15 protein-coding genes are annotated in these 14,559 nt (G+C 39.4%); 2 read left to right on the forward strand and 13 right to left on the reverse strand.

Annotation, left to right across the window (positions count from 1 at the left end):
- Positions 1-89: 89 nt before the first annotated feature.
- The 4 genes from J3U91_RS08545 to tpiA all read right to left on the reverse strand — a co-directional run bounded on the left by J3U91_RS08545 (position 90) and on the right by tpiA (position 4,387).
- Positions 90-722, reverse strand: a complete 633-nt coding sequence (locus tag J3U91_RS08545; RefSeq protein ID WP_002819468.1) for an NAD(P)H-binding protein — start codon at positions 720-722, stop codon at positions 90-92.
- Positions 723-788: 66 nt separating this feature from the next.
- Entirely contained in the window at positions 789-2,135 is a 1,347-nt protein-coding gene (gene eno / locus J3U91_RS08550; protein ID WP_002819470.1) for a phosphopyruvate hydratase, read from the reverse strand.
- Between the two features lie 110 nt (positions 2,136-2,245).
- A complete protein-coding gene (locus J3U91_RS08555) occupies positions 2,246-3,454 on the reverse strand; it encodes an ABC transporter ATP-binding protein (RefSeq protein WP_002819472.1) in 1,209 nt (402 codons plus the stop codon).
- A gap of 210 nt (positions 3,455-3,664) precedes the next feature.
- On the reverse strand, positions 3,665-4,387 hold the full coding sequence (gene tpiA, locus J3U91_RS08560; RefSeq protein ID WP_002819473.1) for a triose-phosphate isomerase: 723 nt from the start codon (positions 4,385-4,387) through the stop codon (positions 3,665-3,667).
- A 20-nt stretch (positions 4,388-4,407) separates the two neighbouring features.
- On the opposite strand from tpiA, the gene J3U91_RS08565 reads away from it, so the two are divergent.
- Complete coding sequence (locus tag J3U91_RS08565) at positions 4,408-5,361, forward strand: sugar transferase (RefSeq protein WP_002819474.1); 954 nt, start codon at positions 4,408-4,410, stop codon at positions 5,359-5,361.
- Here J3U91_RS08565 and J3U91_RS08570 read toward each other — a convergent pair.
- The 5 genes from J3U91_RS08570 to murB are packed head-to-tail and all read right to left on the reverse strand — an operon-like array spanning position 5,339 to position 10,548.
- Entirely contained in the window at positions 5,339-5,647 is a 309-nt protein-coding gene (locus J3U91_RS08570; protein ID WP_002819475.1) for a hypothetical protein, read from the reverse strand. The genes J3U91_RS08565 and J3U91_RS08570 overlap by 23 nt on opposite strands.
- A complete protein-coding gene (locus tag J3U91_RS08575) occupies positions 5,647-6,684 on the reverse strand; it encodes a CdaR family protein (RefSeq protein WP_002819476.1) in 1,038 nt (345 codons plus the stop codon). The genes J3U91_RS08570 and J3U91_RS08575 overlap by 1 nt, the downstream gene beginning before the upstream one ends.
- Entirely contained in the window at positions 6,671-7,564 is an 894-nt protein-coding gene (gene cdaA, locus J3U91_RS08580; protein ID WP_002819477.1) for a diadenylate cyclase CdaA, read from the reverse strand. Before cdaA ends, J3U91_RS08575 begins: the two co-directional genes overlap by 14 nt.
- Positions 7,565-7,579: 15 nt before the next feature.
- On the reverse strand, positions 7,580-9,697 hold the full coding sequence (locus J3U91_RS08585) for a cation:proton antiporter (protein WP_002819478.1): 2,118 nt from the start codon (positions 9,695-9,697) through the stop codon (positions 7,580-7,582).
- Complete coding sequence (gene murB, locus J3U91_RS08590; protein ID WP_235043695.1) at positions 9,697-10,548, reverse strand: UDP-N-acetylmuramate dehydrogenase; 852 nt, start codon at positions 10,546-10,548, stop codon at positions 9,697-9,699. The genes J3U91_RS08585 and murB overlap by 1 nt, the downstream gene beginning before the upstream one ends.
- A 102-nt stretch (positions 10,549-10,650) precedes the next feature.
- Here murB and J3U91_RS08595 point away from each other — a divergent pair, with 102 nt between their 5' ends.
- Positions 10,651-11,472 carry an exodeoxyribonuclease III gene (locus J3U91_RS08595; protein ID WP_002816486.1) on the forward strand — a complete coding sequence of 274 codons (822 nt, stop codon included), beginning with the start codon at positions 10,651-10,653 and terminating at the stop codon, positions 11,470-11,472.
- Here J3U91_RS08595 and J3U91_RS08600 read toward each other — a convergent pair.
- The 4 genes from J3U91_RS08600 to J3U91_RS08615 all read right to left on the reverse strand — a co-directional run bounded on the left by J3U91_RS08600 (position 11,469) and on the right by J3U91_RS08615 (position 14,552).
- Positions 11,469-12,608, reverse strand: coding sequence for a toxic anion resistance protein (locus tag J3U91_RS08600; RefSeq protein WP_002819480.1), 1,140 nt, complete (start codon positions 12,606-12,608; stop codon positions 11,469-11,471). The genes J3U91_RS08595 and J3U91_RS08600 overlap by 4 nt on opposite strands.
- A gap of 8 nt (positions 12,609-12,616) precedes the next feature.
- Entirely contained in the window at positions 12,617-13,747 is a 1,131-nt protein-coding gene (locus J3U91_RS08605; RefSeq protein WP_002819481.1) for a hypothetical protein, read from the reverse strand.
- A gap of 78 nt (positions 13,748-13,825) precedes the next feature.
- Positions 13,826-13,972 (reverse strand): hypothetical protein, encoded by a 147-nt coding sequence (locus tag J3U91_RS08610; protein WP_002819482.1) that lies wholly within the window; start codon positions 13,970-13,972, stop codon positions 13,826-13,828.
- Position 13,973: 1 nt separating this feature from the next.
- Positions 13,974-14,552, reverse strand: coding sequence for a peptidoglycan recognition protein family protein (locus J3U91_RS08615; RefSeq protein ID WP_002819483.1), 579 nt, complete (start codon positions 14,550-14,552; stop codon positions 13,974-13,976).
- Between the last annotated feature and the right edge of the window lie 7 nt (positions 14,553-14,559).

Here is a 14,559-nt window from a genome sequence, read left to right on the forward strand (position 1 = left end):
TATAGTCTACACTTGTAGACTTAAAAGTCAAGAAAAAACGCTCGAAAAAAGGAGCGTTGAAACTTTGAATAATTGATTTTTTTGTTTAGTCAGTAAAAACTCGGTTTAGCGAAGTTCGTGTTTGGTTCAACGACCCCATTTGACTCGCGAATTCCCAATTCAGGATTCTTAATCATATCAATTACGTATTGTGAAACTGCCTGACGAGTAACTTGAGCGCCAATCAAAGGTTGTCCCTTCTTTTGGGTTTCATAGTTGGTATTGCCGTCTTGGTCATAAAGCCAAGTCATTCGCATATAGGTATAATCCAAATCAGACTTCTCCAATTCGGTAACTGCTTGTTTATGTGGTAAATATCCGGAACCAATCATCATATTATTCCATTTACCAAAAGCACCGGCAACTTCATCGTAAACACCCAAAACACCGGCAACGATAAGACGTTTTTTCCCTAATTGGTCCATAACCTTGATAACATTTTTAACAGCCTCGGGATTGTCGAAATCCATGAAAACAACATCGGCATCAGTAATTGCTGTTTTAACATCACCGCTTTTGCTTGCATCTCCATCAACAATTCGAACTGTCGGTTTGGAATAATCAAGCAGGCGGCTGGTAGCATTCCGAGCGAATAAAGTTAATTCTGCATCGGTTTGTTTCTGTAACATTGGAATTAGAAAATGCGGGATTTGCCCGGCTGCACCAATAATTGTAACTTTCATTTTTTCCTCCTTAATCAGATACGAAAAACGTCGAACAAGACGTTCGACGTTTACAGATTTCAGAAATCAGCCCTGGTGGCTTTGAATTTCTTTTTTAGCATCAGCGTTTAAATTGTAGAAGGAATTGATTCCTTTATAAATCGAAACACCTTCTGGTTCGCCTTGGTTCAATTCATCTTCAATTCTCATTAACTGATTGTATTTAGCAATTCGGTCAGTCCGGCTCATTGATCCGGTCTTGATCTGACCAGCGTTAGTAGCAACAACCAAATCAGCAATCGTTGTATCCTCGGTTTCACCGGAACGATGAGAAACAATTGCAGTATAACCGGCTTCTTTAGCCATTTCGATCGCTTCAAAGGTTTCGGTTAAGGTACCAATCTGATTAAGCTTAATCAGAATTGCATTCGCAGCACCCATTTCGATACCGCGTTTGAGGTAATCAGTGTTGGTAACAAAGAAATCATCACCAACAATTTGGACTTTCTTTCCAAGCTCTTTTGTTACTTCAACCCAATCATCCCATTCGTTTTCATCCAATGGATCTTCGACGGAAACGATCGGATATTTAGCAACCAAGCCTTCAATATACTTCTCAAATTCAGGAGCCGTAAATTCTTCACCGGTAGACCACTTGAGTTTGTACTTCTTGGTATCTGCATCATATAATTCAGATGCAGCAACATCAGTTGCCAAAGCAATATCTTTGCCTGGTTTATAACCAGCAGCTTGAATAGCCTTAACTAAGTATTGTAGTGGCTCTTCATTATTAGCAAAATCAGGAGCAAAGCCACCTTCATCGCCAACACTGGTATTTTTGCCATCGGCTTCCAAAAGTTTCTTCAAATTATGGAAGGTTTCAGAACCCATTCGAATAGCTTCTTTAACTGTTTTGGCACCAACAGGCATAATCATAAATTCCTGAAAATCAACTTTATTGTCTGAATGCACGCCACCATTGATAACATTCATCATTGGTGTTGGCAAAACATAGGAATTAGGCCCGCCAAGATATTGATAAAGCGGCAAACCAGCTTCTTCAGCCGCAGCACGCGCTGTGGCGATCGAAACAGATAAGATCGCGTTAGCACCAAGCTTTCCCTTATTCGGCGTGCCATCCAAGGCAATCATCGCCAAATCGATTCCACGCTGATCAGCAACATCGAACTTGCCAATCAAGGCTTCAGCGATAGCTCCATTGACGTTGGCAACGGCCTTGGTAACTCCTTTGCCTAAATAACGACTTTTGTCGCCATCACGTAGTTCAACCGCTTCATGCTCACCGGTTGATGCGCCTGATGGGACAATTCCACGACCAAAAAAACCATCTTCAGAATAGACTTCAGCTTCAACAGTAGGATTTCCACGTGAGTCAAGAACTTCACGTGCGTAAATACTTGCAATTAATGACATTTATTTTCCTCCATGCAACAGTTAATATTTTAGCAGACCTAGACGGACTAGAATCTAAATGTAAATAAAAACACAATCAATTTAAAAATAGACTGTGTTTAAAAAAACGATTAATATTTTTCAGAAAACTTTTGTCCTTCCAGCGAGGTTCCCTTCGTATTGGCAACATCGGATTCCTGCCTCGTCGGACTTTTATAAACCTTCGCTTCCGGAGGAACAATTGCTAATTCTGTTATTGGATCGAAGAAATGAGCACTGGAAATCTGGAAAGTCAATTCAGCTTGATCCCCGGTCTGGGCAATTTCACGAGCACTGACCCGGGCAACGAACTGTTGATTATTAAGTTCAAAATAATACATCGTTTCAGCACCCAACGGCTCGACCAGATCCAATTTTACTTTGACTGTATCTCCCGGATAGGCATCTTTGGCAACTGATTCGGTATGAATGTCCTCGGGACGAATACCAAAAATGAGTTCCTTGTTTTCATAGCCCTTTTCCCTTAGAAACTTGGAATCTCCTTTAGGAATTTTCAGGTTGACTTTGCCATCCTTGGAAACTAGTTGGTCGCCCTTTAAAATTAGATTCAAGAAATTCATTGACGGTGAACCCATAAATCCGGCAACGAATTTATTACCCGGATTGTTATAAAGCTCTTCCGGAGATCCGACCTGTTGAATAACACCATGGTCAATCAAAACAATTCGGTCAGCCATCGTCATCGCCTCAATTTGGTCATGAGTTACATAAATGAAATTGTTGCCTAGTTCCTGATGAAGCTTGGCAACTGTTGAACGCATTTCTACTCGTAACTTGGCATCAAGGTTTGACAAAGGTTCATCCAACAACATCACTTTAGCATCGCGCACCATCGCTCGTCCAAGAGCGACTCGCTGACGCTGGCCACCGGACAGATTAGCTGGTTTACGATCCAAAAAATCCGTTAAACCCAATAATTCAGCTGCTTTGTCAACTGCTTCTTTGATTTTATCCTTTGGCTCTTTACGAAGTTTTAAACCAAAAGCCATATTGTCAAAAACCGTCATATGTGGATATAAAGCATAATTTTGAAAGACCATTGCAATATCGCGGTTTTTAGGCTCAACATCATTCATGAGCCTGCCATCCATTTTGAATTCACCGGAAGTGATATCTTCAAGTCCGGCAATCATTCGCAAGATTGTCGACTTGCCAGATCCCGAAGGACCGATGAAAACCGTAAATTCTCCATCGTTAATTTTCAAATTGTAGTCAGGAATAGCAGCCACAATCTGGCCAGGATAAACCTTCCGAATATGTTCCAAAGACATTTCAACCATTTTTTCTCCTTGGGGAAGACATATATTTGCTAGCTGCGCCACCGCTTGGCAGCTTCCCATTCATCTCAGAGTTTTGCATTGGCAATTAATATGAACTTACAAGACTAAATGCTTGCTGCGTTGTGAAAGCTAATACCCTACAGCAGCTGTTTGTAAGCGATTTCATTATAGAGGAAAATTCAATTAATGTAAACGGTTTCATCGTTTCTATTAAAGCGAATTCTCAATAATTTCAACAAGTTCCCAAAAACTTTGAAAGTCCAAAGCAGCTTTACCGACTAAAACACCATCGATATCCTTTTGTTTGATTAAACTTTTTAAATTATCGCGATTCACCGATCCGCCATACAAAATTCTTGTTGAATCGGCGACATCGCTTCCATAGAGCTTTCTAACCGTCTTTCTAATTTGTTCGGCAACATCCTCGGCACCCTTAGTGCTGGCTGACATTCCGGTTCCAATTGCAAAGGTCGGTTCGAATCCGATGATAATTTGTTGCATCTGTTCTTCTGAAACACCTTCTAGGACCGGAGCAACCTGCTCCAGCTCCTCAACATCAACAATCACATCCATACCGTTATTCAAAGCTGTCCGAACTTTTAAATTAACAGTTGAATTAGTTTCGTTGAATAGTTCGCGTCGTTCAAAATGCCCAAGCATGACATAATCTACCCCAACATTGGCTAATGCTTTGGGAGAAGTTTCGCCCGTAAAGGGACCAAAATTTTCCCAATGAGCATTTTGAGCAACTATCGAAATGGGAGTATTTTCAGTTAGTTTAATCAAATCAGTTAAAAAAAGATCCTGAGAAGCAATTCCAACTTCGATATTTTCTTTGTTACCAAGCTTTTTAATCAACTTTTTAACGTATAAATTAGCTTGATCGCGCAAAAAATTCATCTTCCAGTTTGCAATAATAATTGGTTTTCGCATAATTCCATTATAGTTGAGATATGAACTGGGTAACTCTAACTGATGAACCATGGATGCCGATCGGCGCTGATAAAGCCAAGGAAGATTTTGCAAAAATTGCTGAAAATATTGGTTTTGGAATTCTAAAAATAAATCGTGCGGAAAAAACAGTCGATTTATCGGTTATAAAACCAGGCGATTTGTTGGTTCATCAATATCCAAGTTATTTGGGTGATCAATGGGAATTGAATTTTCAAAAAGAGTTGAAAAAAGTAGGCAGTAGGACGGTAATTCTAATCCATGATTTTGAAACATTTAGAATTCATGATTATAAATCCAAAAAAATTGCTTTCCAAGTTTTATCAACAGCCGATTATCTAATTACTCATAATAAAAAAATGACAAATCGCCTTTTTCGAATAAATCAAAATATTTTCCAAATCGAATTATTCGATTATTTAAGTCCGGAAAAAAATAAAACGACAAAAATTCCGACTTCCTTGGTCTACGCGGGAAGCCTATCGAAATCATCTTGGATTAAAAATTACTCATTAAAAATACCAATAGATATTTTTGGCCGCCTGCCAAAAAAATGGTCGCTGGAAAAAAACGATTATCTGGTATTACACAAACCGATCATTCCCGACCAATTACCAATATTCTTAAACAATAAGTGGGGCCTAGTTTGGGATGAGGACCAAGAAAAAAATAAAACAAATTACCAAAATTATCAAAAAATTAATTCTCCGCACAAACTGAGTCTTTATCTGGCCGCGAATATTCCCGTCATTGTCTGGGAAAAATCAGCAATCACAAAATTTGTTTTGGAAAACAAAATTGGCATTGCAATTAATAACCTAGCGGAAATTCCGGACAAAATTAAAAAAGCCGAGATCGATTCCGATAATCTCGACAATTTATCAAAGAAAATTAGAGGCGGTTATTTTACAGAGAAACTGTTGAGGAAAATAATCAGCCTAGACGGTTGTCATTGAGAATCACCTGCATTTCCTTTTGTATTTCTGGCGGTTTTTTCCATTCTTCCCATCTTTTCATTGAAAAACCGGGATCTGAATAATGATCATTGATATACCTCTCGACCTTCTCAACGTGATTTGAATGGGGGATGTTTAATTTCAAAATTCTAACTTGTTTGATGAAATTTTGTTCAGCTGCATATTCAGCTCGGCCGTTCATAACGATATTTCCCAATTCATCATAAACTGAGCCGTCTAAACGAGTGATCTCCTGAACGAGATCAAAAACCATATAATTAGCCATTACTTCCCTTCCGAACTGGAACTTGAACTTTTATTTGAACTCGAGCCGGTAATTGTTCGGGCCGTAATCGAAATTTCAACTGCCTTAGGGGTAATTTCATCGATTCCTTTTGGCAAAGACGGCTTAACCGTAATAACTCCGCCGGAAGTACTGATTTGGTTCATATCAACAGTTACCGGTACAGAATCGATCTTATCAACCGAACTTTTATCGCCGGTAATTTGAACACTCGAAGAACTTAAGGTGACATTATAATTCGACATTGATTTAGATCCGGTAAACTTAGGATTCAAAGAAACGGTCTTTGTTTCTTTACTACTATTTTTAACAGCAAACTCACTGGTAACGTCAAGCGTAGCAGCTACTGAACTGGGATTTATCTCAACCGAAACTACCAAACCGTTTTTATCGACAGCCTTCAAAGCAATATTTTTATTAATGCTTGATTGCGTATTCGCCGGAACATTCAGGCTCGTCGAGATATGATTGACAACTTTGACTAAATCCGAAGGACCAGTGACGGTTGCTTTTGTCTGTGAAATCTTGAAACCGGAAACAACATATTTGCTGGCGATGTTATCTCGATTATAAGTCGGAATAATCGGCACACTCTTGGAAATCTTCCTGGAAACATTAACAGTTAAACTTGATGGGTCGAGGGTCTTTGCCAATGTATCGGATAAGCCAGTTAATTTAAGTGAAACATTCTGAGAACCAATTTTCGGTTTCTCCAAATTAACTGTCGCCCGAATAGTTTGCGAATCTTGAGCCGCGGTAATTAATCCGGAAGGGCCGGTTATTTTGACTTTAATAGTTTGTGGGACTCCCGATACATAATATTTATTCTCATTCATATTGACATTAACTGGAACATTAATTTCGGTTGTTTGTGTTGTGATCAATTCATTTTGTTGACTTTTACTGCTTCGGACAGTGCCGGTTGTTCCGGTAACATACGCAAAAAGAACAATCGCCAAAATAAGGGTAACCAGTAGTTGGAACCATTTTTTCCGCAAAAGAGAATTAATGTACCTCATCAGAACCCGAGCCTCCCTTGGAATTATCATCATGGCGGTTGCCGTTTTTCTTTTTTGAGGAGCCGGCAACCCAACTGGCTAAATTAGCAAAAACATCACTATGATTTTTCTCGTTTTCTGTGATCAGTCGATCACGCAAAAATTGATCATATTTTTCCGGTTTGAGGCTACGATGCAAAACACCCTTTTGAGCAATTGAAACTTCGCCGGTTTCTTCGGAAACGATGATAACAATCGCATCAGTTGATTCGGCTAAGCCCAATCCGGCTCGATGACGGGTACCTAAATCCTTGGAAGTTGACGGATTGCTTGAAAGAGGCAGATAAGCAGTTGCAGCGACCAAACGGTCGGAGCGAATGATAGCCGCTCCATCATGCAAAGGTGTATTGGGAATAAAAGTGTTAATCAAAAGAGCAGAGCTGACTTGAGCATCTAGGGTTATTCCGGTATCGATTATTTCGGCTAAGCTGGTCTCTTGTTCAATCGCAATTAAAGCACCGATTCGCCGACGGGACAGGTAAGGCAAGGCTTGATCTAAAGCTGTCATAACAATTTCTTCGGAAGGAACCGACGTCCCGGCAGGCCGGAAAAAGGATCTGGTACCTAAATTTTCCAAAGCCCGGCGAATTTCCTGTTGAAACAAAACAACCAAAGCAATCGGACCCCAGTTAATAACCTGATCCAAAATCCAGGAAACCGTATCAAGACCGATCCACCAAGCGATTAAACGAACGACAATTAGAATAACGATCCCGCGAACGAGCTGCATTGCCCGCGTTCCACGGACCCAATTAGCAATATTGTAAAGGACGAACCAAATAACAAGAATATCAATCAAATGAACGAGATTTTCATATGTAAAGATATCAATTAAGTTCATTGATTTTAGTATAACTTAACTACCGTTGTCCGAAAGCGCTGATATCTCGGCAAAATTTATTTCCTGCAATAATTTAATTCCCAAGTGACGAGGAATCCGTTTTGCTTCAAATAGTTGTTGAATTGAATCTCTTTCAGCATTGATTGCAATTAATGATAAACCCATCAAAGATGAATCGTAGCTCTTATTAAAAGTCTTGCTGGCTTTGATTCTCGCCAGCCAGCTTCGATAATTGATAATTATGTTGAAGGCTGCCTGGCGGCCGATATTATCGATTTTTTTGTTCTCTAAATGGGCAGCCAAAGTTTTGATGCCGGCCTTCGCTCTCGCCCGATGAACCATCAAATTTTGCTTTTTCGCTCGATTAGTTTTAACCCTTGTAACCCGCAACTCGACTAGTTGCAAAGTACGTCTAATCACACGCAAAAACCATTGAAAAGAGAAACTGCGCCGATGGCCGATATCTCTTAAGGACCATTTCACGCCCAACATATTCGCATGATAGACAGCTGGGGACAACTTTTTTTGTCTATACAAACCTTCGATTACCTCAATTTCAGCGTTTAAAGCGATCACTCGATAAGCCTGTTCTTTAGCAACCAATTTTTTAGCCCGTCGGTGATTAATTTTAACCTGTAAATCATTGATCTTCTGTTGACGTTCATAGACGAGATCGTAAACAGCCGCCTGGCGGGCATCGACAACCTCATCTCCAGCGGCAATATCGGTTAATTCTGATCGAAGAGCCTGAATACCCGATTGCAACTGAAAAATTCTGGCCGCTTCTTCGCTCATAAAATGAGTCTTCCTTTCAGTTTGGCCAAACTCGTTGATATTGAAATCGGATTCCTGATCGATCAGTTGAACATCGACTGGAAGATTGGAAACCGGCCCGGCCCGTTTTACTAAAATCGGCAACATGATCGAAGCAACGATTAAAGAAAGGATAACAACAACACCGGCAATAAAAACCATTAAATAATAATCAGGGAAAGTTTTCCCGGAAACAGACTGAATCGATAAAACGGCCGCCAGGGCAATTGCTCCACGGACTCCGGAAACAGCCATGATAGCTGATCCGATAATCGAAGGAGCGTTGGCATCTTTCGGATTTCGTTTGAAACTCAAATACTCGTTAGCATAAGTCCAGATGGCCCGGATAATGAAAACGACGAACCAAACCATAACACCATAAATAATTCCTCTAAAAAGATCCAAATCACCATCAATAATCGCATCCTTATAGACGTGTGGGAATTGCATCCCCAACAAAATAAAAATTGTGCCGTTAAGAACGAAAGCCAGCGTTCGCCGAATAGTTTCCGAAAGAACGTCAAACTCGAAACTGGAATTATAATCGGCATTGTTTCTCAAATTAGTTAAAATGCCGGCCACGACAACCGCGATAACTCCAGAAGAATGTTCGACATCTTCAGCAATATAAAATATCAAAAAAGGCACAAGCACGTTGATAATGACATGCAGAATCTCATCGCCGGCGCCACGCTTGCGAATAAATTCAGTTCCCCAATCAAGAATTGAAATCAGGATGAATCCGGTTAAAGCGCCAACCAAGGAAATATAAATAAAATTGAAAAAAGCATCATGCAGAACAAAAGAACCGAGCATTGTTGCCGAAACAGCATATTTAAAAGCAACCAATCCGGAAGCATCGTTCAATAAACTTTCTCCCATCAGTACGTGCAAAAGGTTTTGTGGAATTTTAATTCGTGAAAGAATTGTGCCAACAGCGACTGGATCGGTTGGTGATAAGGCTGCTGCTAAAGCGATACTAACCGGAAGCGGCAAAATCGGTATCAATAAATGAACCAGCCAGCCACCGCCGAGGACAGTTAAAAAAACAAGAATGATTGCATTGGCAATAATTGGTGCTTTCAGTTGCCAGAGTTCTCTTTTTGGAAATCTCCAGGCATCGTGGAAAAGCAAAGGGGCAATAAATAAAAGCAGAAACCATTCAGTATCCAGGCCGATACTTCCCTTAATATAAAAAGAAAGCCCAACTCCAAAAATAATTTGGAGCAGGCTTACCGGGATCAAAGGAAAAAAATGCGCGATTAAACTGCTAACAACAATTAAAGAGATAATAATTGGAAATAACAATAAGAGTTCCATTAATTCTCGGTAAATCCCTTTCCGATCATTTTTATTTCAAGTTCCATGCCGATACCATTTTTTTCTTTAATCGTATGTTTAACCAAATTAATTAAATTTAAATAGTCTTCGGTCTTGGCATGATCAATGTTAACAATAAAATTAGCATGTTTAGTTGAAAGTTGTGCACCACCGATCTGAACACCTTGCAACCCAGCATCGGAAACCAACTTTCCGGCATAATATCCGCTTGGACGTTTAAAGACTGAGCCATTCGATGGCAAATTCAAAGGCTGTTTATCAATTCTTCGTAAGTTGAATTCATCCATCCAGCGCCGAATTTCGTCCGGTTGATCGGGTTTAAGCTCAAAAGTAGCCTGAATAATATAATAATCATTCTTTTGAATTCCAGAATTTCGATAAGAAAAACCGAGTTTTTTCTTTGTTAAAACTGTTGGCCTGCCATTTCTGTCCAAAGCAACGACACTCTTAAGACAATCGGCTGTGTTACCACCATAGGCGCCGGCATTCATATAGACAGCACCGCCAACAGACCCAGGCAGACCAGCTGCCCACTCCAAACCGGATAAAGCATGTTCATAGGCAAATTCGGAAACAGAAATCATATCAATCCCAGCCCCGGCAATAACATCGCGACCGTTGATTTCGATTTTCTTCATTTCGCTTGTAATAATTACCAATCCCTGAACTCCCTGATCGGAGATCAGCATATTACTTAACTGGCCCAGCACATGTACGGGAAGATCCTCATGACTAGCAGCAACTAATAACTTTTCCATTTCCCGTTCATTTTTTGGAAAAGCTAAATAATCAACTATTCCGCCAACTTGGGCAAATGCATATTCAGCGATCGATTTGTCCTTATATATTTCAATATTAGAAAATTGTTTAGTAAAGTCTTCGATATATTGATTTTATCATTGCTTGTAACCGTGATGGTTTAGACTAGCTTTATGAACTTTATTTCTTGGAATATCGATAGTCTAAACGCAGCTATTCAGCACAAATCTCCTCGAGGAGAACTCACTTATAAGACTCTTGAGAAAATTGCCGCTGCCAAACCGGATTTCTTTTCAATTCAGGAAACAAAACTGCCGGAAAACGGTTTAAACAAAAAGCAGGATGAAGTTTTAGAAGAACTTTTCCCCAACTATCTGCGTTTTGTCAAAAACAGCACTCCACCGGCAAAAAAGGGTTACGCCGGTGTAATGACTCTCGCCAAAGAGGCGCCGATTTCCTATGACAAACCAGTCATTGATGCGCCCGACACAATGGATCAGGAAGGGCGAATCGTTACTTTGGAATATCCTGATTTTTATCTATTGAATGTTTATACGCCTAATTCAGGTGACGGTTTGCGAAGACTACCGGCACGTGGAAAATGGGATGACCAATTCAGACACTATATAAGTGACTTGTCCGAACGAAAGATAGTTATTTTTTCCGGTGATTTAAATGTTGCCCATGAAGAAATCGATCTAAAAAATTCCTCAAGCAACCATAATTCGGCTGGCTTTACAGATCAGGAGAGAGAAAAATTCAGCAGGTTGTTATCTGCTGGCTTTATAGATACCTGGCGTTTACAGCACCCAAAAGAAATTGCCTACTCCTGGTGGAGTCAAAGAAACCGGCTTGCAAAAACAAACAACGCCGGTTGGCGGATCGATTACTACATTGTCAGCAACTCAGCCAAAGAAAAAATAGTTAAGACAGGAATGATCGACACAGGTACTCGTGCCGATCACGCACCAATTTATTTACAAATGAAGCTCTAATTGCTTTTATGATCTTTTAAATCGCCAGTTGAATTACGATTATTCGAAATTCTTTTTAACTCTGATTTCATCTGGTCTTCCAGTTGCAATAAATCATTTTCTGCGCTGGCACGCCTTTCACGTCCATCGTTTTGAATCTGAATCGTTTGTTGAATCGTATCAATTAAATTCTGTTGAGATTTTTTTAAAGATCCAATATCAACCACGCCACGCTCACTCTCTTTTGCAGTTTCAAGAGAGGACTGTTTCAGCATTTCTGAATTCTGCTCTAATAAATGGTTGGTTGTCTCGGAAACAGCTTTTTGCGTATTGACAGCATCACGCTGTTTAAAAAGTGTCAGGGCAATCGCAATTTGATTTTTCCACAAAGGAATCGCTGTATTAATCGAAGATTGAATTTTTTCTGACAATTGACGGTTGGTTGTCTGAACCAGCCTAATTTGCGGAGCCTGTTGAATAGCAATCTGCCGAGTGAGTTTTAAATCGTAATTGCGCTTCTCCAAGGTCGTCAAAGTTTGATAAACATCTTGGACAGTCTGAGCATCCAACTGGTTTTGTGTCTTTGTAGCACGTTTTTGCGCTGCCGTTAGAATATTGTCGCGAATATCCTTTTCCTTAACCTCGGCTCCAGCGATGTACAAGTTTAATTGATTATAGTAATCAAGATTTTTTTGATAAAGACCTTCGAGCATTTTATTATCATTCATTAAGCCCTGCCACTGGCTGCTTAATTGAGTGGCGGCTTTATCAATTTGTTCGCCGACTTTTTCGTATTTTGCTTGAATTTCAAGAACCGAGCGACGCACACGACCAAAAATTTTCAAAATCAAGCCTTCTTTTTGTGGCGCCAACTCTTCCGGTTTACTTTCACCAATTGTTACAACCAAATCCCGCAAATTGCCGCCAATAGAACCAAGCTCTTTATTTGAAACTTGATTCAAAACATTTTGTGAAAAATCGGATATTTCTTTTTGAATATCAGAACCGTAATTAATAATCTGTTCCTGGTCGAGACCGTCCAATTGTTTAGATAATTCCCTGGCCTTCGCTTGTTGATCGGGACTTAAACTTGGCAAAATAGGTCTCTTCGGGTCAACTTGATTCGTTTCTCCAGTTCCGTTGTTTAAATTTGCCATTCATCCTCCTAAACGGTCATACTTTTATGTTTGCTATGCGATTTTAAAGTTTGAACTCGCAGGTATAATTTTTTGATTTCAAGTAGACTGATAAATTTCTGACCACTTTCGCTATCAGCAATCAAAAGATCTAAATCATATCCGTTGACTAGCTTCAAATTTAATTCTAACTGGCTTGGACGCTTTAAATCATCAACTTTAATATCACTTATATTTTTCCAAGGAACTTGGAAAATTTTCGTATCATTTTTTGAAATTATTAAGGGTTTGGAAAATTCAAATCCATAGGCAGTAAATTGACCAAAAGGTCGTTTACTTTTTCCTTTTTTCTTAAAAATGATAATCGGTGTTAAATCAATCGAAGTTCCCTCGTCGGCAAGCTTTGTTTGGTTTAAATATTCATCGAACTTATTTTTAGCAGTAGCTAGAATCGAATCGGTCGCGTCTAAGACCGAATCGGCAACATGATTGATTCCGCCAACAGTACCGCTATAATTATCATTTTGCTCATTCTCCCGGAAAATATCGGAATCATTCTTTGTCGTTTTTGATCGAATATACGAATCGACAATTTTCTTTAATTCGGGAATTGCAATCCCTTTTACATCGTTTTGTTTAATTGTAAAAGAACCGTCAAGAGTTGCAACATACAGTTGATAATTTAACCCCTCCGTAGAAACCTCGGTATAATAAATTCTCGACCAATCATAGATTAGTTTGTGACGAAAAAAATACTTGTGGTCAACGCGAACAAATCCAAAATCACTAATTTTCAAGTAGGTCCAGCGCCGAAAAGCTGTTATAAAAAAATATCCGGCAATCAGACAAAAAGTGAATATTAGTGTATAAGAAATCCAATTTGTCTGAATTTGAGCAAACCAGTAGAGCGGCAGAGCCGCCAAAAAAGAAATTATAAGTTTCCACCAATCGTGTTTGTATATCAAAACACCGGTTTTATTCTTGACTTTTCGGGCAATTCTCTTTGAAATCCGATTATGTCTTACTACCCCGCGATAGATTATATACAAAATGGTTAAAGGCACAATTAAAGAGAAAACTACTCCGAGCAGAGCCCCAAGTAGGTTGAAAAACAAATAGACGGCAACAATCCATAAGATAATTTTCCAAGGGTTCTTCATACCTACATTTTATCTGAATTTCAAGCACTTTTTTGGATCGTAATAAATAATAAACCCACTGTGTCCCAGTGGGTTTATTTATGCCTGCTTTTCTTTTTCGACATTTTCCTCTTCTTTTTTCTCGCTTAATTTAATTTTTGCAAAAAGACTATCCATGACCAAATCATCCCCATCAACATGAGAGGTACGAATCGACTCAAATTTTTCTTTTTTCTTTTTTGCCATATCATTCACCCGCATCTAATATAGTTTTAACTTGTTGACGAAAATCATCCATTGTTTTTCCGTAATATTTCCACCAATGCTCCGGATCTTTGTGATTAGTCGCGAGGCCAAGCAAAAAACCTTCACGATGGCTAATAATTTTTGCCGGGTCAATTTGAAAGCGGCGACACAATTGAACCGAAAGCTGTATATCATTTTGCCATACTTTATTAAAATAGCTGGCAAACTTTTTTGGATCGTAAGCAATCAAGTTAAAGCTACCTACAGCATACTCAATTCCAGCTGGTTCGCAAGTCTCGATCCCAATACAATCATTATTTGCCGCTCCGCCGGCGTGCCAGCCACGCATGGTCCAGGGTAAATATTGAAAAACGCCTTTATCATCAACAAAAGCATGGACGGCAACTTCGCGGTCCATTTGTCCATGAGCAAAAGATTTGTTCCAAATCGAGAACCAATCGTCGGCCATAATTCCCGGTGTAGCAGTCGAATGAATCATTATTCCACTTGGTCGCAAAGGGTCCCCCTTTAAAAAACAATCATTTTTGATCATGTATTTTGTTGTAATTTTTAATGCCATTTTTTCG

The sequence above is a fragment of the Oenococcus oeni genome, assembly GCF_020510245.1.
In the GTDB taxonomy this organism is placed as follows: Bacteria; Bacillota; Bacilli; order Lactobacillales; family Lactobacillaceae; genus Oenococcus; species Oenococcus oeni.